The sequence below is a fragment of the Photorhabdus asymbiotica genome (assembly GCF_003634575.1).
GTDB classification, from domain to species: Bacteria; Pseudomonadota; Gammaproteobacteria; order Enterobacterales; family Enterobacteriaceae; genus Photorhabdus; species Photorhabdus asymbiotica.
Genome location: NZ_RBLJ01000005.1, coordinates 368,043 through 392,344 on the forward strand (window position 1 = coordinate 368,043; position 24,302 = coordinate 392,344).

General features: G+C 41.1%; 21 protein-coding genes and 1 rRNA gene. 17 read left to right on the forward strand and 5 right to left on the reverse strand.

Annotated features, from left to right (window positions below; genetic code table 11):
• Positions 1–28: 28 nt before the first annotated feature.
• Positions 29–2,140, reverse strand: coding sequence for an IgaA/UmoB family intracellular growth attenuator (locus tag BDD30_RS21385; protein WP_121302804.1), 2,112 nt, complete (start codon positions 2,138–2,140; stop codon positions 29–31).
• 343 nt (positions 2,141–2,483) lie between these two features.
• Between BDD30_RS21385 and nudE the strand changes: the two genes are divergently transcribed.
• Positions 2,484–3,032: an ADP compounds hydrolase NudE gene (gene nudE, locus BDD30_RS21390; RefSeq protein WP_041381441.1), complete on the forward strand. Its 549-nt coding sequence runs from the start codon at positions 2,484–2,486 to the stop codon at positions 3,030–3,032.
• A gap of 50 nt (positions 3,033–3,082) precedes the next feature.
• On the opposite strand, the gene mrcA is transcribed toward nudE, so the two are convergent.
• A complete protein-coding gene (mrcA, locus tag BDD30_RS21395) occupies positions 3,083–5,611 on the reverse strand; it encodes a peptidoglycan glycosyltransferase/peptidoglycan DD-transpeptidase MrcA (protein ID WP_012776271.1) in 2,529 nt (842 codons plus the stop codon).
• Between the two features lie 119 nt (positions 5,612–5,730).
• Between mrcA and pilM the strand changes: the two genes are divergently transcribed.
• The 12 genes from pilM (at position 5,731) to BDD30_RS21455 (ending at position 15,610) form a co-directional block, all read left to right on the forward strand.
• Positions 5,731–6,561 (forward strand): pilus assembly protein PilM, encoded by an 831-nt coding sequence (pilM, locus tag BDD30_RS21400; RefSeq protein WP_012776270.1) that lies wholly within the window; start codon positions 5,731–5,733, stop codon positions 6,559–6,561.
• Positions 6,558–7,112 (forward strand): PilN domain-containing protein, encoded by a 555-nt coding sequence (locus BDD30_RS21405; protein WP_012776269.1) that lies wholly within the window; start codon positions 6,558–6,560, stop codon positions 7,110–7,112. Before pilM ends, BDD30_RS21405 begins: the two co-directional genes overlap by 4 nt.
• Positions 7,099–7,644, forward strand: a complete 546-nt coding sequence (locus tag BDD30_RS21410) for a hypothetical protein (RefSeq protein WP_012776268.1) — start codon at positions 7,099–7,101, stop codon at positions 7,642–7,644. Before BDD30_RS21405 ends, BDD30_RS21410 begins: the two co-directional genes overlap by 14 nt.
• Positions 7,637–8,671, forward strand: a complete 1,035-nt coding sequence (locus BDD30_RS21415; protein WP_012776267.1) for a secretin N-terminal domain-containing protein — start codon at positions 7,637–7,639, stop codon at positions 8,669–8,671. The genes BDD30_RS21410 and BDD30_RS21415 overlap by 8 nt, the downstream gene beginning before the upstream one ends.
• 369 nt (positions 8,672–9,040) lie before the next feature.
• Positions 9,041–9,562, forward strand: a complete 522-nt coding sequence (aroK, locus tag BDD30_RS21420) for a shikimate kinase AroK (protein ID WP_012776266.1) — start codon at positions 9,041–9,043, stop codon at positions 9,560–9,562.
• A 46-nt stretch (positions 9,563–9,608) separates the two neighbouring features.
• Positions 9,609–10,709: a 3-dehydroquinate synthase gene (aroB, locus tag BDD30_RS21425; RefSeq protein ID WP_012776265.1), complete on the forward strand. Its 1,101-nt coding sequence runs from the start codon at positions 9,609–9,611 to the stop codon at positions 10,707–10,709.
• A 151-nt stretch (positions 10,710–10,860) separates the two neighbouring features.
• Entirely contained in the window at positions 10,861–11,784 is a 924-nt protein-coding gene (locus BDD30_RS21430; protein ID WP_041381440.1) for an SPOR domain-containing protein, read from the forward strand.
• 84 nt (positions 11,785–11,868) lie between these two features.
• Positions 11,869–12,681, forward strand: coding sequence for an adenine-specific DNA-methyltransferase (gene dam / locus BDD30_RS21435; protein WP_012776263.1), 813 nt, complete (start codon positions 11,869–11,871; stop codon positions 12,679–12,681).
• Positions 12,682–12,743: 62 nt separating this feature from the next.
• Positions 12,744–13,424 (forward strand): ribulose-phosphate 3-epimerase, encoded by a 681-nt coding sequence (gene rpe, locus BDD30_RS21440; protein WP_041381439.1) that lies wholly within the window; start codon positions 12,744–12,746, stop codon positions 13,422–13,424.
• Positions 13,414–14,118 (forward strand): phosphoglycolate phosphatase, encoded by a 705-nt coding sequence (locus BDD30_RS21445; RefSeq protein ID WP_012776261.1) that lies wholly within the window; start codon positions 13,414–13,416, stop codon positions 14,116–14,118. Before rpe ends, BDD30_RS21445 begins: the two co-directional genes overlap by 11 nt.
• A 4-nt stretch (positions 14,119–14,122) precedes the next feature.
• Positions 14,123–15,160: a tryptophan--tRNA ligase gene (gene trpS / locus BDD30_RS21450; RefSeq protein ID WP_012776260.1), complete on the forward strand. Its 1,038-nt coding sequence runs from the start codon at positions 14,123–14,125 to the stop codon at positions 15,158–15,160.
• 144 nt (positions 15,161–15,304) lie between these two features.
• The gene (locus BDD30_RS21455) at positions 15,305–15,610 is read left to right on the forward strand and encodes a hypothetical protein (RefSeq protein ID WP_049795175.1); all 306 of its coding nucleotides are present in this window, start codon (positions 15,305–15,307) and stop codon (positions 15,608–15,610) included.
• A gap of 863 nt (positions 15,611–16,473) precedes the next feature.
• Here BDD30_RS21455 and yiiM read toward each other — a convergent pair.
• Positions 16,474–17,145 (reverse strand): 6-hydroxyaminopurine reductase, encoded by a 672-nt coding sequence (gene yiiM, locus BDD30_RS21460; RefSeq protein ID WP_012776258.1) that lies wholly within the window; start codon positions 17,143–17,145, stop codon positions 16,474–16,476.
• Between the two features lie 117 nt (positions 17,146–17,262).
• Positions 17,263–17,889, reverse strand: coding sequence for a superoxide dismutase [Mn] (gene sodA / locus BDD30_RS21465; protein WP_041381438.1), 627 nt, complete (start codon positions 17,887–17,889; stop codon positions 17,263–17,265).
• Positions 17,890–18,262: 373 nt separating this feature from the next.
• Here sodA and acs point away from each other — a divergent pair, with 373 nt between their 5' ends.
• From acs to BDD30_RS21485, 4 genes are all read left to right on the forward strand, one after another.
• Positions 18,263–20,218, forward strand: coding sequence for an acetate--CoA ligase (gene acs / locus BDD30_RS21470; protein WP_012776256.1), 1,956 nt, complete (start codon positions 18,263–18,265; stop codon positions 20,216–20,218).
• A gap of 65 nt (positions 20,219–20,283) precedes the next feature.
• Positions 20,284–20,595 (forward strand): DUF485 domain-containing protein, encoded by a 312-nt coding sequence (locus BDD30_RS21475; RefSeq protein ID WP_012776255.1) that lies wholly within the window; start codon positions 20,284–20,286, stop codon positions 20,593–20,595.
• Positions 20,592–22,241, forward strand: coding sequence for a cation/acetate symporter ActP (gene actP / locus BDD30_RS21480; RefSeq protein WP_012776254.1), 1,650 nt, complete (start codon positions 20,592–20,594; stop codon positions 22,239–22,241). The genes BDD30_RS21475 and actP overlap by 4 nt, the downstream gene beginning before the upstream one ends.
• A 148-nt stretch (positions 22,242–22,389) precedes the next feature.
• Positions 22,390–23,973 (forward strand): phosphoethanolamine transferase, encoded by a 1,584-nt coding sequence (locus tag BDD30_RS21485; protein WP_012776253.1) that lies wholly within the window; start codon positions 22,390–22,392, stop codon positions 23,971–23,973.
• A 110-nt stretch (positions 23,974–24,083) separates the two neighbouring features.
• Here BDD30_RS21485 and rrf read toward each other — a convergent pair.
• Positions 24,084–24,199: ribosomal RNA gene (gene rrf / locus BDD30_RS21490) — 5S ribosomal RNA — on the reverse strand.
• Between the last annotated feature and the right edge of the window lie 103 nt (positions 24,200–24,302).

Consider the following 24,302-nt stretch of genomic DNA (forward strand, 5'->3'; position numbering starts at 1 on the left):
AAAGCAGAGCGTAGCACACCATCGCCGATTATCGCCAACATGTAGGAGAGAAAGTCATATTGAAACAGTTATCGTAATACTGCTTAATTTTGCTGAAACGTTGTTTGTTTTGCCGATTTTTCTTAACAACTAATACAAGATTAATGATCAACGTAGCAAAAAGGACCAAGAGTAAAAGAGTGGTACCGATACAACGAGCAAGTGTCATGGAATCCAGCATGCTATGCAACACAATACGGTGGGTTCCATTAGCGTCCTCAGATAATTCCGTGATAATCCCCGTTGTCTCAAAGGGGGTTTGCAACAACATATCTGATAACCGCTGTAAATCGTGCCACTGTTCCAACGCACTATGATCATAAGAGATGCTCAGCGGCATCATATATTCAACCAACTGCTTGCCTTCATCACTGATCAGCAGAACCCCTCCTGGAGAAGGACTATTAAGCAGTATTGCTGCTTTGTCTATTTCCCGATAGATAAAGGACGATGTGGTCGCATCAACTAACTTCCCCAAGGCTTCAGCCCCTGCCGGACGCAATAAGACATTGATATCATCAAACTTGCCACTTTTTGCATCTTTTAACAAAGCTTCCCAATCATTAGCACTGCCAAGGTTAACCAAAGCATTCTTCAATCGAAAGCAGTCTGCTTCTTTTCCACATAAATTCTTCGTTTTCAATATAATATCGGAAAAATTATCCAACAAAATCATTCCAGATTTGGACATTTTCGGAGTCAGATCTGGATTAACGGCATCATTGTTTTCTTGTAGACGCAGTTGCTTATTAACAGTTGCAATTAGTTTAGCTGCATTTTCTATAATTTCTGATTCCGGCATTGGTAGTGGGTTAGTACTATTCCAATATATTCCTGAGCAATCGAACGGAGAAAAACGAACGTCTCCCTTGCCATTCATATTATCCGGCGGCATATAACACATGCCAATTCCTTTTGCTTTCAAGACATCCCCAACCCGCAACTCCATTCTGTCTATCGCATTAGCATCAGTGACAACCTTTGTGTTACTACCATGCAACCAGACAAAGCTGAGCTTCATTGGTACACTAATTGGCTGATAAAGGTAGAGCAGCAACATAATAAGCAAACTGCTACCAATCATCATTAGATTTTTCCCATAACGGTGATAGGGATAATTCTTCTCTTCATCATGCAGAGAAAGATAATGCCCTTGTCTGACGACCTGACCATTAGTGTAAATATCAATATTGGTTTGTTGATCAAGATTATGAATAATATAGGGCTGCCAATGAGTTGGATAAATCAAATCAATCCCACCCAGAGAAATATTACTCATTTGTCCTTGTTCAAATTCTCCAAACAATCCCCACCGTCTTGGCATACCAGTAAAACAATGAATATCCTGGCGTCTGCGTACCGAGAGTGGGCAGAATAACGACCAGAAGCTAACAGCTATTAAACTGCCTGCAATCAACATCAGCCATGGCAAAAGTAATGCCGGTGAAAGTAATGCAAGGAACCAAATCAAAAATCCGAGACACAGAAATCCCCCCTCCCAAATACCCGATGAGTGATTCAACCGGTATTCTTCCGGTGTCTCTTTGCGAATACCTTGGAATTTTACACTGGTATCGCCATTTTTCTGGATCGATGCCTGCTGATGAGATGCATCTGAAACTACCAGAGCTGAAGGGAAATCCCGCTGAAAGTCTTTTAAGAAATGGCCATTAATCGAAATGACAAGCGGTATTGTCGCAGTATGAACGACATCAATAATGTTTCTCTGTTTAATAAAGGGCTCAAAGAAAAATGGCAAATGAACTTCTGCCATATCAATATAATAACGCCAGCTATGTGGTTCATCTGTAGCAACAGCAAACCGGGTAATGGCATTACAGATAGTATAAATCGTGTCATTTTCGCCTACCAAGGCTGGCCAAGTTGTTTTATTGACACGATCTGTTACTGGCGGTAATACACGATTCAAATAACATTCAATGGCCTGATATTCATCAGCATTAAGTTTACGGCAAGTTGGCTCAGCAACAGAAGGCAAGTAACGGACATTATCATGCAACTTCCATCTGAAAATCAGAAAGGAAGCCATTATAATCAGGCTAATGATCAAGATAGCCAATATAATGACCGTTACGCTCATTCTTCCCTCCCACATCCATGACAATATTGCTGCTTGCAGAATAACAACCACACATTAAGCTCTGAATCAGGCCATTCCAATTTTTAACATATTTTACAATAAGTTATATAATATCACTTCGAACTACTTATAATATAACTCTATTTCCTATGAGGATTAAAGATAACAGTAACAGCAATGACCAGCGATAATCACTATCATTTATTAAAATAATCGGCCATATTTAGTCAAGCTATGGAGTGTCCCCAATTTCGCCATGAAATCTAAGGTTAACGAAATAATTCATGACGTAATGATGCATAGATACTCAACTCAATCAATATTAATACCGTCAGGGGCAATTATGAATGACCCGAAAAACCCTAAAATCTTGAACATAGAGAATATTGCCCATTCACGTTTATTCCACATTCAATCAGTAGATCTCGAATTCAGTAACGGCGTAAAACGTGTTTATGAGCGGATGCGGCCAGCCAACCGGGAAGCTGTTCTGATAATCCCAATCCTTGGTGATGAGTTGTTACTCATCCGAGAGTATGCAGTAGGTATTGAACAATACGAATTAAGTTTTCCTAAAGGTGCTATCGACCCTGGCGAAAGTATCCTTGAGGCAGCCAACCGTGAATTGAAAGAAGAAGTCGGTTTTGGTGCCAGGAAGATAGAACAATTAGCCAAACTCACCATGGCACCTTCCTATTTTTCTAACAAAATGAACATTGTTATTGCCGAAAATCTCTATCCAGAAAGTCTGAAAGGAGATGAACCAGAACCATTGCTACAAATACGCTGGCCAATAGCAGATATGATGTCATTACTAGATCACGCTGACTTCAACGAAGCACGAAATGTCAGTGCCCTGTTTTTGGCACAAAAATACTTACAGCATCGCTAAAGTTAACAAACAGGCACAACAGCTCTTCCCTGTCGTGCCTATTTTATTTATCAGAACAATTCTTGGCTTTCACCATCTTCAATCAAGGTTGTACCAACTTCCTGTATTGCACTTTCTGTAGGCTGAGTTCCATCAATGAAGTATTCACTGCGAGTATCCCCACCTCCGCCAGCAAGTTTCCCTGTCCTACGATCTATCACGACAGAAACAATACCCGGAGGAGGCGCTATTTCTTTTTCAGCAACCCCCTCCAGTGCCACTTTCATAAAGTCATCCCAAATTGGCTGTGCACTCTTCGCACCCGCCTCACCGCCACCAGCGGCAGTACGACCAAGACTTCTACGGTGGTCATCAAAACCAATCCAGACGGTTGTCACAATATCCGGTCCATAACCAGAGAACCAAGCATCTTTTGAACTGTTAGTTGTACCAGTTTTGCCACCAATATCACGACGTTTCAGATCACGCGAGGCGCGCCAACCCGTACCAGTCCAACCTGGCTCACCAAAAATATTCGAATTCAGGGCATCATGGATCAAAAATGCCAGAGGAGTACTGATAACATGAGGAGCATACTTTTGCTCATTTTCATTACCATCCATTACCGGTACTTTTTCTAATTCAGGTAACGGCAATATCTCCTGTTGGCTAACATGAGATTGAGCTACATTTTCAATCGAGTTTTCAGAAAGTTCGATTGAACGTGCAGTATCACCATAAATCACCGGAATATCACATTGCGAACATGCAACCTTAGGTCTGGCTTCAAACAGAATATCTCCATCTTCATTTTCAATCTTAGTAATGAAGTAAGGATCAACCAGATAACCGCCATTTGACATGACCGAATATCCACGTACCACCTGCATTGGTGTAAACGATGGAGCCCCCAAAGCCAAAGATTCTGTACGAACAATATTTTTCCCTGGGAAGCCAAATCGTTGTAAGTAGTCCGCGGCATAATCCACCCCCATTGCACGCATTGCGCGAACCATCACGACATTCTTCGATTGCCCTAACCCTTGACGCAAACGGATTGGCCCAGCATAAGTTGGCGGTGAGTTTTTCGGACGCCAATCAGTACCCGCTCCCGCATCCCAGCGGCTAATTGGCAGGTCATTGAGCAAAGAAGCCAGTGTCAACCCCTTATCCATCGCTGCCGCATAAAGAAACGGTTTAATATTAGAGCCAATTTGACGTAATGATTGAGTAACTCGGTTAAATTTACTCAAATTGAAGTCAAACCCACCCACTAGTGCCTTCACAGCACCATCATTAGGATCAATAGAAACTAGAGCAACATTAACTTCCGGTATTTGTGCCAACCACCAGATATCTTTTACTTTTCGCACCCAAACTTGTTCACCCGCCTGAACCACCTCATTCACACTACGAGGAACTGCACCCTGTGCATTATCAGATCTGAACTTTCTGGCCCAGCGAACACCTGCCATTGGCAATTCTACATTGCTGCCATCAGCCAACATTACTGTTGCCCGATCAGTACTTACTCTGGTCACCACTGCCGGCATTAACGGGTCATAATTTGGCAGTGTTTTCAGTTTCTTAAGGATCTGCTCCTGAGACCAGCCGGATTCACCTACTTTCCACAAGACCTCCTGCGCCCCGCGGTAGCCATGACGTACATCATAATCAATGGTGTTATTACGAGCCGCCTCTACGGCTGCTAACTGAAGTTTACGGGTAATGGTGGTATAAACTTTATAACCGTCGGTATAAGCATTCTCACCATAGCGCTCAATCATCTCCTGACGTACCATCTCAGATAAATATGGAGCAGAAAAAGCAATTTGAGGAGCATGGTAATTAGCCACCAGCTTTTCATTTCTGGCTTGATTATATTGCTGCTGAGTAATGTAACCCTGATCGAGCATACGACTCAAAACCACATTCCGACGGTTAATTGCCCGACCATAAGAATAAAGTGGGTTAAAAGTAGAAGGAGCCTTTGGTAAACCGGCAATCATGGCTATTTCGCTCAGTGTCAACTCATTGACGCTCTTACCAAAATAAACTTGGGCCGCCGCTCCGACACCATAAGCCCGGTAACCAAGGTAAATTTTATTGAGATAAAGTTCGAGAATCTCATCTTTATTCAGTAACTGCTCAATCCTGATAGCAAGAAAAACTTCCTTGATTTTACGCGTCAACGTTTTTTCAGGGCTGAGAAAGAAATTTCTCGCCAATTGCTGAGTAATAGTACTTGCCCCTTGTGAAGCACGCCCTGAACTCACGGCTACAGATGCTGCCCGGATAATCCCTACAGGGTCAACACCGTGGTGTTCATAGAAACGACTGTCCTCCGTTGCAATGAATGCTTTCACCATAATCGGTGGAATTTCGGACAGCGTAAGAGGCATACGGCGCTTTTCACCATACTGAGCAATAAGCTCCCCATCCGCACTGAACACCTGCATTGGTGTCTGTAATCGCACATCTTTTAATGTCGCCACATCAGGTAACTGAGGCTCGATATATTTGTACATGCCAAAAATCGAGACCGTTCCCAGAAAAATGCAACACACGACAAAGATTAAAAAATACTTTACGAACTTCACCTGAAATTTCCCATGCCACGTTAGTTGGGTGGTTTATAAACGATTGGCGCGTAGTATAAAGGTTACACAACACCTTGAATACGGTCTTTTATTAAAATTACTGATATGGAGATCGCCATATGTACTCACCAAAGTGGTATGTCGGATTGGACATCCAAAATGGCATCGTTCGTGCCGTCGCAGCTATAAAACGCCGTGATGGTTGGCAGCTTCGCCATTGCTGGCAATATCTTTTACCTGATGTGGTTATGCCAGAAGGTCGTTTACAACGACCAGAAATATTACGCGACATTTTAAATCAATGGCGGCAGAAATTACCTAAAAAAATCAGTTTCAGACTCGCTTTACCTGTGCAACAAACGTTGCAGCGGAATTTGATTTTACCTTCAGATATTAGCCTTAAAGAACCAGAACAAGGTTGGTTCATCAATGCCAGTGCCGAAAAACAATTTCCCTTTAATACCCGTGAACTGACATTGGATTATCGTATTATTGAGCAAAATGCCTATATCAGCGCGGCTCGCCAGAAAGATCTAGACCTCTGGCTACAATGTCTTGCACAAGCAGGCATATTTCCAGATGCCATTGACATTGCGCCTTGTGCTCTACGCTATATGGCACAATATTCTGGCGTTCCAATTAATAGTTGGTTGTTACATAGGCAACAATCCGGTTGGTTATGGGTATCTCCTGCCAATGCGCCTTTTGCCTATGATCTGGTATCCGCAAATACTGCTGTTTCTCCTCAACAGATTATTAGCCAATTACCTGCCTTATCTATCATTGAAGAAAAGATTTATTACAGCAGCTTCCAACACGAAGCTCTACCAGAGGGAACCTGCTCTTGGGACATGCTGGCAGCATTCCGTCACTATCATCCCCCGCTTCCAATTCAACTAATGGAGTATGTGATAGCAGGTGGTTTAGCACTCAGACCGGATGATAAATGATGTATCAGGTTAACTTTTTGCCTTGGCGACAAACTCGGCTGAAACAACGCTATCGCTGGTGGATTATTCTTCTCTTACTGCAATTGATATTGTGGCTAATAGTACTTATTTGGATCTCTTTCAAACAACAGGAAACAATTAACCGGTATCAAAGGCAACTGCAACAACTCAACCGGCAGCAATTACATTTGCAACAACAGATAACTCAAACAGAAGAGGCGTTTAATCTTTACAACAAGCTGACCTATAAATTAAAGCAACAACAAACACGGCTGAGACAGAATCAGCAGCATTTAAAATTATTTAATCAACTACCGGATTTACTTCCGGAAGGAAGTTGGCTGACAGCTTTCGATGACCATGCTGGTCAATTGAAACTCGTGGCTAATAGTTTGGATTATTCCAGTATGACATCACTGCTAGATAATCTTGAAAACAACGAACAACTTTCTGAAATTCAACTAAAAAAAATGACCACAACCGAGCAACAAATCAGGCAGTCTATTATCGACGCTAATTGGCAGACGGAGATACCCGATGATAAAAAGTGATTATTTATGGTGGTTTGCCAAGCCAGCTTGGCTGCTCTTTGTTTGGCAGCAAGCGAGCATTATCCCATTTCTACTCCTATTTTATCTTTTCTTCTGGCAAGAGAGCACTGAACAGGAAATTAACCTGACACAAGAAATAGTCGCCCAAGAAATTAATACAAAATCAACTAATGACCGACTAAATCAGTTACCTTTATTGGAAAATATACAACAACACATACACCAAATAGAAAACGAACTGAGTAAGCCATCACAAAATACCGTGAAAATTTCCGCAGTAAAACAACTGCAACAACCATTGATAAATTCCGGTGGGCAAATTCTTGAGTGGCAACGTAAGAAAGAAGGAGAAAAAACTCTCTGGCAAATAATGATTTATTTAAACTACGAACAAATGTTGGATTTCCTTAGTGCATTACAAACGTTACATCCACCGCTGCTAATTAAACAGTTTTCTGTTTCACCGTCAGGCGAGTTTCTAAATGTCAAAATGACCTTGTCAGAAACCTCATATGAGGAACTTTATGACTAAAAAATTCATTCTATTTATCATTTTTCTGCCCGTTATTTGTGTTGCAGAAATAAGAAATCCTTTTACTCCCCCGATAATAGAGCCAGAAGAACAACCAACTGAGCTAATTGATCAATCAGTCTATGACACTGAGATTCAGCACATTGCAACAACATTACAATATGCAGATGCAGAAAGAATTGCCCTTAATCTCAGGCAAAATACACCTGCGTTAATGACTAAAGAGGGTAAAGCTGATTTTGATCCTGAAACTAACAGCCTAATTTTAAAAGATACTCCTATCGCAATCGCCCAGATAAAAAGCTGGCTGAAAGAAATAGATACTCCACAGCAGCAAGTGCAGATTACTGCGCACATTGTGACTAGCAGCAGAGAAGCATTACATGAACTGGGAATTTATTGGGGAATACCGATAGGAGAACAGCTTAATACATCAACAGGTATAAATCGCCTCAATATCAACCAAGCAGCCAACGACAATATGCACCGATTCGCACTTAATATTGCCCGTATCCATACCAGTTTACTGGAACTGGAACTTAGCGCCCTGGAACAAGAAAACCTACTGGATATCATCGCTAGCCCAAGATTGACAGCTTCACATCAACAACTAGCCAGCATTAAGCAAGGCTCGGACATCCCCTATGTTAGTCAGGAAAAAGAGAAAAGTACCGTGCAATTTAAAGAAGCTGTACTGGGAATGGAAGTCACACCCCATATACTCAGAAAAGACAAAATCAGGCTCTCTCTAAAAATTAGTCAAAATATGCCGGGGATCTCAATAAGTCAGGGAGGAGGTGAAAATCTGACCATCGACAAACAGGAAATAATGACTCAAGTTACTGTAAAAAATGGTGAAACACTCATTCTCGGTGGAATTTTTCAACAAAAAAAAGGTGAGAAAACTCAGAAAATACCCTATCTATCAGACATCCCTCTACTCGGTTCACTATTTGATCAAAAAGGTCATAAACACAGCCGTCGGGAGCTGATAATATTTATTACACCTCAACTGATGGATATTTAACCACAAAAAATAATAAAGTATTTATATCAATGAATTAAAAATAAAAACCCCAACTATTCAGTATGATCATGCGCAGATTTTTTCAGCTAACCCTGTTTATAGATTTGACGCTGAGTCCGATTTAGCATACAAGAGTTAGCTAATTGAGTGGTCGGGTTAACATCACAATAAATAAGCCAATAAAACCAGGGCTTCTGTTACAGGAAGCTCATCGTTGATTTATATAGTTGCAAAACTGGCTGATGAACTGAGATAATTTTCTCATCTGATCTCACATTACCGCTCATGAGGTTTCAGTTTAGGTCCCGCTGCTGATTTGATTAGCGGGGCGGGTTATCATTAACGAATAGTCTTAGTAATACCAAAAACATGGCAGAGAAACGTAATATCTTTCTGGTTGGGCCTATGGGTGCCGGCAAAAGCACTATTGGTCGTCAGTTAGCTCAGCAACTCAATATGGAGTTTTATGACTCCGATCAAGAAATTGAGCGACGTACCGGAGCTGACGTGGGCTGGGTATTCGATGTGGAAGGCGAAGAAGGCTTCCGCGAACGCGAAGAAAAAGTGATTAACGAACTCACTGAAAAACAAGGCATTGTACTGGCGACTGGTGGAGGCTCTGTAAAATCCAGAGAAACCCGAAATCGTCTGTCTGCCCGTGGTGTCGTAGTCTACTTGGAAACCACCATTGAAAAACAGTTAGCACGTACCCAACGCGATAAAAAACGTCCTTTACTTCAAGTTGATGCCCCAGCACGTGAAGTTTTAGAAAATTTAGCGGACGAACGTAATCCTCTGTATGAGGAAATTGCTGATGTCACTATCCGTACCGATGAGCAAAGTGCAAAAGTTGTTGCTAACCAAATCATCGAGTTATTGGAAAAAAATTGATTCAGGCAAGTCTATACAGCGATAAATAATTAAGGCTAAGGCTGCTATGGAAAAGATCATTGTTACTTTAGGGGAGCGTAGCTACCCCATTACCATTGCAAAAGGATTGTTCGATGATCCTTCTGCTTTTGCACCACTAAAAGCAGGCCAGCAAGTTATGCTGGTAACAAATCAAACACTGGCTCCGCTGTATTTGGCAAAAGTAAAAGCCACTTTGCAGCAAGCCGGGGTTCGGGTAGATGAAATTATTCTGCCTGATGGTGAACAGTACAAATCTCTTTCCATATTAGACGATGTATTCTCGGCTCTGTTAGAAAATAACCACGGTCGAGATACAACGCTTATCGCTCTCGGTGGCGGCGTAATCGGTGATTTAACTGGTTTTGCCGCTGCCTGTTATCAACGTGGTGTCCGTTTTATTCAGATTCCTACCACCCTTCTTGCTCAGGTTGATTCTTCTGTTGGAGGAAAAACCGCAGTAAACCATCCTCTTGGCAAAAATATGATAGGCGCATTCTATCAGCCAGTTTCTGTGATGGTTGATCTCAATTGCCTGCAAACGCTTCCAGCCCGCGAACTCTCTTCTGGCCTGGCTGAGGTAATTAAGTACGGTATCATTCTTGACAGTGAGTTTTTTAGCTGGCTTGAAGATAATATGGATAAACTGCTAGCCCTCGACAACAAAGCAATGGCTTACTGCATCCGTCGTTGTTGCGAATTGAAAGCAGAAGTTGTCGCAGCAGATGAAAAAGAATTAAGCGGCCTGCGTGCTCTGCTGAATCTTGGTCATACATTTGGTCACGCAATTGAAACAGAAATGGGATATGGCGTCTGGCTACACGGAGAAGCTGTCGCTGCCGGAATAGTTATGGCGACAAGAACAGCCCAGCTCGCAGGAGATTTCTCTGAGCAGGATACTCAACGTATTATCCGATTGCTGAAAAGAGCAAATCTACCTGTACACGGACCACAGAACATGTCACCAGAAACCTATCTTCCGCATATGATGCGAGATAAAAAAGTCATAGCAGGGAAATTACATCTGATTCTTCCAATTGCAATTGGCAAAGCTAGTCTACGCGCAGATATTGGGTATGATTGCGTTCTTGAAGCTGTTCGTCAGTGTTTACCCTCTGAGAGTGTGTGATTATCAATAAATTAAATGTTTTTTTGCATACATCCGGTGGATGTGTCATAAAATAACTGCTTTGTCACAAATTTTCATTCATTCTAGTTGGGTCAACCTACCGGACCGACTTTAATTGCAATTGGCAGTATTAGCTCTGTTTGGAGGGCATATGGACGAATTCAAATCGGAAAACGCGCAAAGGGCAGATAACGAGTTTAGACCAGACACCTCAGATCGCCGCCCTTCACGATCACGTCAGCAATTAAACAAACCCAAGTTTGCAATCTCACGCCAACAAATGATGATTGGTGTTGGAATTTTGGTGCTCCTACTACTGATTATTGCCATCAGTTCTGCTTTAAAAGCGCCAACTGAACATGAAAAACAGCAATCGCCAAATGTTGCAGAAAGAAATATTGATTTATCAAGCTCATCAGCCAAAAAGGATGATAACGGTCAATCTGTAACATCAGAAAATACCACCACAGACGCAATGAACAGACCACAGGAAATTCATGTTCCTCCTGTCAGTGGTACCCCAATGCACCCACAACCGCCCCAAGTTAACAGTGGCGAAAATCAACAAATTGAATTATCCGGCAATATTCCTGACGTTTTGACTCAGCAACAAAGCAATATAAATCATGCGGTGCAGAACCTGAACAAAACCCAGCAACCACAAACAATAACGCCACCTCCCCCGGTACAGCAAAAATCGGAAAATATCCGTCCACTGAAACCAGAGGAATCAACTAAATCAAAACCATCAACAAATCATACTACTAATAGTAAAAATAATGTGGCCAACACTGGCAATAATCTGCTGAAAACCCCACCAAATCACTACACTTTGCAATTAAGCAGTGCCAGTCGTTCAGATACACTGACTTCTTTCGCTAAGAAGCATAACCTCACCCACTACAAAGTTTACGAAACCAAACGCAATGGGAAAACTTGGTTTGTCTTAATTCACGGCAATTACCGTTCTGTTTCTGAAGCTAAACGGGCTGTTTCATCCCTGCCAGACGAAATTCAGGCGAAAAAACCTTGGGTCAGAACGATGCAGCAAGTGCAACAGGACCTAAGAAAATAAAACAATATTTATTAGGCGCTGATATGCTGTCCCAAACAGAGTACAATCTGCGGCTCTGGAATGATTGAGTAATTAATTGACAGCATGAAAAAAAAACGCGCTTTCTTGAAATGGGCCGGTGGAAAATACCCGTTGGTAGATGATATCAAACGTCATTTGCCAGCCGGTAGTTGTCTGATAGAGCCATTTGTTGGCGCAGGTTCTGTCTTTCTGAACACAGACTACGATTCTTACATCCTCGCTGATATCAACAGTGACCTTATTAACCTATACAACACAGTAAAATTCAGGGCGAATGAGTTTATAGCTCATACCCGCCCTCTGTTTACCCAAGAATACAACTCAGCCGAGCATTTTTATCAGTTACGGGAACAATTTAACCAAAGTACCGACCCGTTCCACCGCAGCGTGTTATTCCTTTACCTCAATCGCCATTGTTACAACGGCCTCTGCCGTTATAATTCTCATGGTAAATTTAACGTACCTTTTGGCCGCTATAAAAAACCCTATTTTCCCGAAGAAGAATTATATTGGTTCGCTGAAAAAGCGCAAAATGCGACTTTTATTTGTGAGCACTATCAATACACGTTGGACAAAGCACATAAAGGCTCAGTTATCTATTGCGACCCGCCTTATGCTCCTTTATCAGCAACCGCAAACTTTACGGCGTACCACACCAACAGTTTTAACATTACCGATCAGGAAAATCTGGCACATATTGCATTTAAGTTATCATCAGAACGTGCAATTCCTGTTTTGATATCCAATCACGATACGCCAATGACACGAAAATGGTACTATCAGGCTTCACTTCATATTGTCAAAGCACGTCGCACTATTAGCAGGAATATCCTTGCTCGCAGTAAAGTAGACGAACTGTTGGCATTATATCGCTGACTGTTATCCACCCCCCTTTTGCCTCGCCATTAAGGGGTGATAGAAACGATTTGGAGAAGATAATGAAAGATTTTCTGATTGCCCCATCCATTTTATCTGCGGATTTTGCGCGATTGGGTGCAGATACCGCTGAGGTGCTAGCGGCAGGTGCTGACGTTGTTCACTTTGATGTCATGGACAACCATTATGTTCCTAACCTGACGTTCGGACCTATGGTCTGTCAAGCTCTGCGAAATTATGGCATCACTGCACCGATCGATGTCCATCTGATGGTTAAACCGGTTGACCGCATTATCCCTGATTTTGCCAAAGCGGGGGCGACTTACATTACCTTCCATCCAGAAGCCAGTGAACATATCGATCGCAGCCTACAACTTATCAAAGAATATGGTTGTAAAGCTGGTTTAGTATTCAATCCCGCAACGCCATTAAGTTATCTTGATTATGTCCTGGATAAATTGGACGTCATTCTTTTGATGTCAGTAAATCCTGGTTTTGGTGGCCAATCTTTCATTCCAAGGACACTGGATAAGTTGCGCCAAGTTCGTAAAATCATCGATAAAAGCGGCTATGATATTCGTCTTGAAGTAGACGGTGGTATTAAAACTAGCAACATTGCACAAGCTGCTGAGGCTGGTGCAGACATGTTCGTTGCGGGTTCTGCCATTTTTAGTCAGTCAGATTACAAAACAGTCATTGATAATATGCGTAGTGAATTGTCAAAGGTATCTCATGGCAAATAAGGTATTAAAAGGCATCCGTGCTGTCGCCTTTGATCTAGATGGTACATTAGTAGACAGCGCCGGTGGTCTAGCTGATGCACTAGATCAAGCACTGTTGGCCAAAGGTTTCCCTACTGCAGGAAAAGAACGAGTTGCAGCCTGGGTAGGTAACGGCGCTGACATTATGGTTGAACGCGCATTGACGTGGGCTAAAGTCGACTTAACCGTACAACTGCATACAGAAACCCGTAAGCTATTTGACCAGTTCTATGAAACAACTGTCACAACAGGTAGTCAGCTGTTCCCGGAAGTTAAAACCACATTGAAAGAATTGGCAAAACACAACTTGCCAATGGGTATTATCACCAATAAACCCACACCTTTTATTGCTCCTCTGCTGGCTTCCTTGGGCATCAGTGAATACTTTTCATTGGTATTAGGTGGTGATGATGTTAAAGAGAAAAAACCACATCCAGCACCTATTTATCTAACAATGGGAACATTCGGGCTGCGTAAGGAAGAATTACTCTTTGTCGGTGATTCTCGTAATGATATTTTAGCGGCGCAAGCAGCAGGTTGCCCTTGTGTGGGTTTAACCTATGGATATAACTACGGTGAATCTATTGCATTAAGCAATCCCGACTGCATATTAACAAATTTCTCGGATCTGCTACCCACAATTGGACTCCCATCTTTAAAACTTCAGGAAGCATAATAAAATGAATAAACCCACTGTATCTGAAAAACCAAACTCCCAAAAACCTATTGTATTCAGCGGCGCACAACCTTCCGGTGAATTAACCATCGGTAACTATATGGGGGCGTTACGTCAGTGGGTTAAAATGCAGGATGATTATGACTGTATCTATTGCATCGTAGACCAGCATGCAATTACTGTCCGTCAAGACCCAACAGCACTGAAAAAACGCACTCTAGATACACTGGCACTCTACCTGGCTTGTGGTATCGATCCGAAGAAAAGCACCATTTTTGTTCAGTCCCATGTACCACAACATGCTCAGTTAAGCTGGGTGCTAAACTGTTATACCTATTTCGGTGAACTCAGTCGCATGACTCAGTTCAAAGACAAATCAGCCCGTCATGCCGAAAACATCAACGCTGGCCTGTTTGACTACCCAGTGCTGATGGCTGCGGATATCTTGGTATACCAAACAAACCAAGTTCCAGTCGGTATCGATCAAAAACAACATCTCGAACTGAGTCGTGATATCGCTCAGCGATTTAACGCTATCTATGGCGATATCTTCACTGTACCAGAGCCATTTATCCCAACAGGTGGCGCTCGTGTTATGGCTCTGCAAGACCCAGAAAAGAAAATGTCCAAGTCAGATGATAACCGTAATAACATTATCGCTCTGTTGGAAGATCCAAAGTCAGCAGCTAAAAAGATCAAACGTGCAGTTACAGATTCGGAAGAACCCCCTCGCGTTCGTTACGATTTAGAACAAAAACCGGGTGTTTCTAACCTATTGGATATCCTAGTTGGCGTTACTGGCAAAACCATTCCTGAACTGGAAGCTGAATTTGAAGGCCAAATGTATGGTCATTTAAAAAGTGCTGTCGCTGATGCAGTTTCCGGTATGTTGACTGAATTACAAGAGCGTTTCCATCATTTTCGTAATGATGAAGCCCTGTTGAATAAAATCATGGCAGAAGGTGCAGCCAAGGCAAAAGCCCGTGCCCAAATTACGCTAGATAAAGTGTACGAAGCTGTTGGTTTTATAGCCCATCCTTAATTTAGAAATAAAATGTGCACGTTTACCACGTGCACATTTCAAACTGCCGATAAACCCATTTAAAAACAAGATGTCTCTTCTCATCAACGATGGTGAAAGCGTTTCCTGAACTCTTCGGACAATGGTGCCGGTATCGATGAGGTGATGACCGTAGTTTCCGGTGGACCATTAACTTGGTTCTTCGTATTGCCCGATGGAGTGACTGTACGCCTGACTATTGATCACGTTGGCCTGGACGATTCGGCTGTGCGCCTCAGTTATCCCGGTCTGGGTATACACGAAGGTTTCCTAGATGCGGAACAAGGTTTAATTATAGCGTATGCACATGGTCCAGAAACCTTTGTAATGCGCTACGATGAGCCCAGCGTATCCCACTCAGAATTGCTTGGCACTAACCCCTGGATTGATTTTTCGAGCAACACACCGAAACTGTTTAAGAAAGTGAAATAAGACGACGTTTGAATAATCAGCCGGTAATCGGCTGCTTTCTACGAGCAATTTTTAAACCTAATAGTTTTTTCCGTTTCCTGACATGTATTTAATTTTCTCATTTTCATTAAACTGATATTTAGGTTTTCTCGTTTTTCCTATATTTGATTTATTTTAGGTTTAAAATCAAAGCCTATTTATTCAATAGTTTTTAATATTGCTAAATGTTTTCATTCTTTTTTCTGATAATCTGGTTGATCTAAAGGCTTATCCGTTCTTTAAAACGATTATCTCTGATTTTTTGTAAGCTTTTTGTAATTATACAAAAATGTAAAATATTTTCTTGAGTAACTTGTCTAATACGATTAATCTTGTTAAATGTTTTAATATAATCTCATGCCATTATTATTAGATTAACACTGTCGTCGAAAACCCGTTTTTCCTGACGTTTTCTCTTCTAATGTCAGTATTGATTAAAGTTATCACCTGTTTTTTCATAATATGCTACCTCTTTTTTCCAGATTTTAAAACCTCACCGCAATATAAAAAACAGCTTTTCTTAACTGCTGTTTTATCACTTTCAGATAAGGTATTTAAATGAGTAAAAGTTTCCATAACCCTTTACTTTCAGATGAGTGAAAAACGATAATCCACATGATATAGCCTGAATAAGTCGGGATTTATCGCATTAATAAAAAGTGCTAAATCACAGGGTTAAAAACAGTAAAAACCATTTGTTAGTAAAAAAATGTGATGAAAAGACACTTAATACCCCATGTAAACTGCCAGTACAAATTTTTTCATTGATGAAAACCTGGCAGTAGTAGTCTAAACACTAAAAGTCAGCAACTTAAAATGTGCATGTTTACCACATGCACATTTTATTATTTCCCAAACAACCTACGATTAAAATCCTCAATCTTTCCAAGCATTACCCGCTTTTGCATAGTAAGGCTCCAACTGGCAGATAACGCAGCAGCACTCATTAAACGCCGATACTGTTCTTCATCAAATGGCATATTAAAAGCAATAGCTATCGCTTCTTTAACTAAAACATCACTATTACGGGAAACAAGAACAAGAGGCTCATCTGGACTGATATTTCCCGAAGCAATGACCCTATAAAGCCAACCACAACGTCCACTCTCCTGCATAATGGCAGAAAAATTGCTGATACCGGAATGAGAATTAAGCTTATAACAAGGTGAACGAGGCTGAGTTACCTGAATCATTGTCTCTCCCCAACTGAAAATATCACCTATACAAACATTTTCTTCAGTCAGCCCAGTTGTAGAAATATTTTCACCAAATGCCGGCGCAATAAAAAAATCTTCCTGCTCTGGAAATTGACGTATCCAAAAATCATAGTGTTCACGAGGATAATGGCAAAGCGCCCTATCAGGGCCTCCGTGGAAACGGGTTTCAGCCTGTTCATCACCTTCTAACCCAAGAGCAGTCAGATGCAGGCGGCCATCAACCATCCGTTTGTTAATCGCACTGGCAGACAGTTTTTCTGATATTTCAATTTTGCCTGTATATACCTGCGGATAATGCATAATTCACTTTCCTTAATTGAAATCAGCCCGGCATCATCATAAACCAATACCCAATCAATAAAAATGCCGGCAGTAATATCAGCCGGCATAGCAGAAAAAAGAAAATGAGTTAGAAAATTATTTTACTTTTGCCTGATAACGTTCTGCAGCTTCATCCCAGTTAACGACATGCCAGAACGCTTTAATGTAGTCAGGACGACGGTTTTGATACTGCAGGTAATAGGCATGTTCCCAAACATCCAAACCAATAATCGGATAGCCAGATGCACCAGAAATAGCTTCACCCATTAATGGGCTGTCCTGATTAGCAGTAGAGACAATCGCCAGTTTACCATCATCTTTCAGCACCAGCCACGCCCAACCAGAACCAAAACGGGTAGCTGCTGCCTGCTCAAATTTTTCTTTAAAAACATCAACGCTACCGAAATCACGTTCAATAGCTTCTTTCAATGGGCCTTTCAGCGTTGTTTTTAATTTCAGTCCCTTCCAAAACAGACTGTGATTAGAATGACCACCAGCATTGTTGCGTACAAAAGTACGTTTATCCGCCGGTATCTTATCTAATTGCTGGATCAAATCATCAATATCAAGTTTTGCCAGCTCAGGGCAAGCCTCCAAAGCACTATTGGTATTATTAATGTAAGTCTGATGGTGCTTGGTATGGTGGATTTCCATCGTCTGCTTATCAAAATGAGGTTCCAGAGCGTCATAAGAATAAGGAAGAGAAGGTAATGAATAGCTCATATCATGTACTCCAGTCATATAAGAATGATTCCAAGTCCACATCTCTGTGAACAACATGATCATTATAGTTAATTAAATATTATTGGAAATGATTATCAATACCATATTCTCACTATGGTTTTATCATACAACTGTGTTTCAGTAAGTTATTAGCCAATTTATCTATATTTAACATTATTCTTGGATTAGGATTTTAAATTACTATTTTTGGTTAGCGATTAAACCTAAATAAGCCAACCACACAAATGACAACATCATGAAAAATATTCTTTTTATTGCGTGATCTTCCGCGCAAAAAAAAAACAAAAATTCTCCTTACACTTTAGTTAACCTTGTTTTGACATAATATTAACATTCGTAAGGAGAATATAGTATGACCCAAATAATGAAATATCCCATTCCTGCAATCATTGCAGAACACACCTTGATGAATAAACAACAATATCAACAGAATTACCAATTATCGCTGCAAGATCCCGAAAAATTTTGGGGTGATAAAGGTAAAATTGTTGACTGGATTAAACCTTACACTAAAGTAAAGAATACCTCTTTTGACCCCGGACATATCAATATCCGCTGGTTCGAAGATGGAACGCTAAATCTCAGTGCAAATTGTCTTGATCGTCATTTAAAAGAGCGTGGTGATCAAACCGCTATTATTTGGGAAGGTGATGATCCAACAGAATCCAAAACTGTAACCTATCGAGAACTGCATCATGACGTATGCCAGTTTGCTAATGTACTGAAAAATCTCGGTATTAAAAAAGGTGATGTGGTTGCTATTTATATGCCGATGGTACCAGAAGCTGCGGTTGCTATGTTGGCATGTGCCCGCATTGGTGCTATCCACTCTGTTATTTTCGCAGGTTTTTCTCCTGATGCAGTATCTGGACGTATTATTGATTCAAATACCAAATTGGTCATCACCGCTGATGAAGGCTTGAGAGCAGGACGTACCATTCCCCTGAAAAAGAATGTCGATGATGCATTAAGTAACACAGCCGTTGTCAGTGTTTCCAATGTGATTGTTTTCAAACGCACTGGAAATATTAATAACTGGCACTCTGGCCGTGACCTTTGGTGGCATGAATTAACAGCAGGCGTTAGTGCTGACTGTCCCGTTGAAGAAATGAATGCAGAAGACCCGCTGTTTATTCTCTATACCTCCGGCTCTACCGGTAAACCTAAAGGCGTACTGCACACTACCGGGGGATACCTTGTATATGCATCCCTGACCTTTAAATATGTATTCGATTATCATCCGGGCGAAATCTACTGGTGTACAGCTGACGTGGGTTGGGTTACCGGGCATAGTTATCTTCTCTACGGACCACTTTCCTGTGGCGCTATTACTCTGATGTTTGAAGGTGTACCAAACTATCCTGCTGCTAATCGTTTAAGCCAGGTTATTGACAAACATCAGGTTAATATCCTGTACACAGCACCAACAGCGATTCGTGCTCTGATGGCTGAAGGGGACAAAGCCATCGAAGGAACAAAACGGACTTCCCTACGTATCATGGGATCAGTTGGTGAACCTATTAACCCGGAAGCATGGGAATGGTATTACCAGAAGATTGGTAATAAGCAATGTCCGATTGTTGATACCTGGTGGCAGACAGAAACCGGTGGTTTCATGATAACGCCGCTACCTGGGGCAACCGAGCTAAAAGCAGGTTCCGCAACTTTACCTTTCTTCGGTGTTCAACCAGCATTGGTTGATAATCTTGGCGAGCTATTAGAAGGTGCTTGTGAAGGAAATCTGGTTATTACTGACTCCTGGCCAGGACAAGCGCGCTCATTGTTTGGCGATCATGATCGCTTCGAACAAACCTATTTCTCCGCCTTTAAAGGGATGTACTTTAGTGGTGACGGAGCACGTCGTGATGAAGACGGCTATTATTGGATAACTGGCCGTGTTGACGATGTGTTAAATATCTCTGGTCATCGTTTAGGTACCGCTGAAATTGAATCTGCTTTGGTTTCCCATCCCAAAATTGCAGAAGCCGCTGTTGTAGGTGTTCCACATAACATCAAGGGACAAGCAATTTATGCCTATGTCACGTTAATTCACGGCGAGGAACCATCTCCCCAGTTATATACCGAAGTCCGTAATTGGGTACGTAAAGAAATCGGCCCGATCGCTACACCAGATATCCTGCACTGGACAGACTCCTTACCAAAAACCCGCTCAGGAAAAATTATGCGCCGTATCCTGCGTAAAATTGCTTCCGGCGATATTAGTAATTTAGGAGATACCTCCACATTGGCAGATCCAGGAGTAGTAGAAAAACTATTGGAAGAAAAACAAACAATGAATATCTCGTGACAGACTATGCCGCCGCAAGGCGGCTATAACCGATTAATATAATAAATATAAGAGGATACATTCTGATGAATGACGTCATTTACCAAGGGATCGAGAATAACCCTCGTTTCAAAGAATTAGTTAAAAAGCGAGGTCGTTTTGCATGGTTGCTATCAATAATCACGTTAGTTTTGTATGTCAGTTTTATTTTCACCATCGCATTTACACCCGAGTGGCTAGGCACTCCTCTTTATGCTGGCTCCCATATTACCCGTGGGATACCCGTTGGCATTGGCTTAATTGTTATTTCATTCATCCTAACTGGTCTATATGTAATCAGAGCTAATAGTGAGTTTGATTCCCTTACCTCACAAATTCTCATCGAGGTAAAAAAATGAAAAAATCTCTACTAACAGTAATACTGCTATTTTCTAATCTCACTTGGGCCGACGCAATCTCCGGAAGCGTAGAAAGGCAACCGGTCAACATTCAGGCCATTATTATGTTTGTCCTGTTCGTTGGCTTCACACTCTACATTACTTACTGGGCTTCAAAAAGGACACGCTCCCGTACCGATTACTACACAGCAGGCGGGCGTATTACTGGCTTCCAAAACGGAATGGCGATTGCAGGTGATTTCATGTCCGCAGCCTCATTTCTTGGAATTTCTGCTCTGGTCTATATATCTGGTTATGATGGATTGATTTACTCTATTGGCTTCTTGATTGGCTGGCCTATTATTCTATTTCTGATTGCCGAACGATTAAGAAACCTTGGGCGTTATACTTTCGCAGATGTTGCTTCTTACCGATTACAGCAACGTCCAATCCGTACATTATCTGCCATCGGCTCATTAGTTGTTGTTGCCCTCTATCTTATCGCTCAGATGGTTGGAGCTGGTAAGCTTATCGAATTACTTTTTGGTCTGGATTACCATATTGCGGTCGTATTGGTTGGCATCCTAATGGTGCTTTATGTTCTGTTTGGCGGAATGTTAGCAACGACTTGGGTGCAAATCATCAAAGCTATTCTATTGCTGGCAGGCGCTACATTTATGGCTTTTATGGTCATGAAAGCTGTGAACTTCAATTTCAACACTCTGTTTAAAGAAGCTGTTGCCGTTCATTCAAAGGGAGAAGCTATCATGAGTCCGGGAGGATTGGTTTCCGATCCGATCTCTGCACTCTCTTTGGGCCTTGCGTTGATGTTTGGTACCGCCGGCTTACCTCATATCATTATGCGCTTCTTCACTGTAAATGATGCCAAAGAAGCACGGAAAAGTGTTTTCTATGCTACTGGTTTCATCGGCTATTTTTACATTCTGACATTTATCATTGGCTTTGGCGCTATTTTACTTGTCAGCCCAAACCCTTTATTCAAAGAGGCTACAGGCGCTCTTATCGGTGGTACTAACATGGCAGCCGTCCACCTTGCTAGTGCTGTTGGAGGTAACCTGTTCCTTGGCTTTATCTCCGCAGTAGCCTTTGCCACTATTCTGGCCGTTGTAGCTGGTCTGACATTGGCTGGCGCATCAGCAGTATCACATGATTTGTACGCAAATGTAATTAAACACGGTAAAGCGAATGAACGAGATGAATTGAAAGTATCAAAAATTACTGTTGTGATACTTGGGCTTGTTGCAATCGGATTAGGTATTTTATTTGAGAATCAGAACATAGCCTTCATGGTTGGGCTAGCATTCTCTATTGCTGCAAGTTGTAACTTCCCAATCATTCTTTTGTCTATGTACTGGCGTAAACTTACAACCCGCGGTGCATTAGTTGGCGGTTGGCTTGGGTTAATCACAGCGGTAGTTTTAATGATTCTCGGTCCAACAATTTGGGTCAGTATTCTCGGCCATGAAAAACCAATCTATCCTTATGAATACCCAGCATTATTCTCAATGATTGTCGCTTTCATTGGTTCATGGTTATTTTCCATCACAGATAATTCATTACAAGGTATACAGGAAAGAGGAAAATTTAGAGCTCAGTTTATTCGATCACAAACAGGGTTTGGCATCGCCCAAGGAAAAGCGCACTAATACGATTTTATACCCACCTCTCTTTCGGGAGAGGTATTTTTTTAGAAAACCAATCTAAGTTCAGAACTATCTCACAAGTTAAACCCTTGTCTTACTCTCGGGTTAATGATTAACTTTTTCAATTTATTACTTAGAATTATTAACCTATATGCAAAATAAGTTATCTATTCTTATTATTTCGCTTTTAACCTTACTGCCAATAATCTTTATCGGTGATATAGCTCATGAATACAAACTGAGGATTGTATTACTAAACTTCTTTTTAGCAGGCACTAGCGCATTTCTCTATCGTTTTAATTACCTTAAACCTTTGGTTTTTATCACTTCTTTATTATGGTCGCTTAATATATCAACATCATTTTTCTTTTCTAATGAATACCAAATAAATTTCTCTTCAACCATTGCCAATACTTTTATAAATACAAACAGCAATGAAGCTGTAGGTATGTTGTCTTACAACAAACACTATGTATTATTCTTTATTTTCATGCTGTTAACCTATTTTTTGTCTATCCGGTGGCTGTCAAAGAATACAAATTATCGATTACTCAAATTCAGTGTATGGGCTTTATTTTTTACCTGTCTATTAGTTCCGATTGATTATTATATCTCAGAAAAAAAACTTTCAGATAATATTATTCTGACAGAATATTTCCTAATGGTAACACCATTTAATAACTCATCAGCAATAGTGAGAGCAATATACGAAAATCAACAAATCAGGAAAATTGCATCTGTTAATGTGAAATTTAATTATATACAAGAAGACAAAAATATTGATACTTACATATTACTAATAGGAGAATCGGCAAGAAGAGACCATATGTCTCTGTATGGCTATGATAAAGCTACAACACCAACATTAGATGCCATGCAGAAAAATATGCTAATATTCAATCAAGCCATTTCTCCAGCATCAGTTACTATATTATCCGTACCTATCTCACTCTCTAATATTACCTTATATCAATTAAGAGATAAGGCTCATTATGCTGACAATATTATATCATTAGCTAAAGATGCGGGGTTTAATACAACCTGGATAAGCAATCAAGGAAGATCGGGTAAAAGCAATAGCCTAATCACAGTTATTGCTAATATGGCTGAAAGCCAAAAATGGAATAAATATATTGGATATGATGAAGAGTTACTACCCTATTTAGATGATGCTCTAAAACAGAAAGGTAAGAAATTTATTATCATGCATATCTATGGCAGTCATGAACCATCCTGTAACCGATTTCCAGAGAATAAACTAATATCTTTCTCATCGAATAAAGATGATAATTGCTATGATAGCTCAATAGCTTATACAGATCTGCTAATAGACAAAATAATTGATAAACTCAAAGGGAATAAAGCATCTATTCTCTATTTTTCAGATCATGGACTACAACGATTAGATAAAGATGGTGACATTCGTTATCATCATGGTGTCAGTAACCCACGCAAAGATTCTTACAATATTCCTCTGCTTATCTGGTACGACGATAGCATTAATTCTCAATATCGCCATACTGGCGTGATAAATACCCCTTTCTCAACTACAGATAATTATTACCTTATTAGTGACTGGCTAGGCATTCATCATAAATCTCCAGAACACTGTCGTTCACCATTAAGCAATTGCTTCAAATCACTGAAAGAGCTAATGGTGATCGATGGTAATAAAAATCTGATGGAATACAGCAAACTCCCTGACGAGAAAGATATAAAAACTTCAGGCAAATGATTTAGTTTTTAATATCCAAGTACCTTAGCCATGATAACTGAGTCGCAGGGCGCCGCCCCGTAAACGCAAAAAACCCCCAGCTTTCGCTGAGGGTTTCTACTGTATTTCAAGCCTGGCAGTGTCCTACTCTCGCATGGGGAAGCCCCACACTACCATCGGCGCTACGGCGTTTCACTGCTGAGTTCGGCATGGGGTCAGGTGGGACCACCGCGCTATCGCCGCCAGGCATATTCTGTTTCATTCCCGCCGTTGCGACGCTCTCTGCCGCAACCACCGGAACCAATCTCTGAACAAGCTGAAATTCATCTCTCTTCTGACAGCTGTCCACT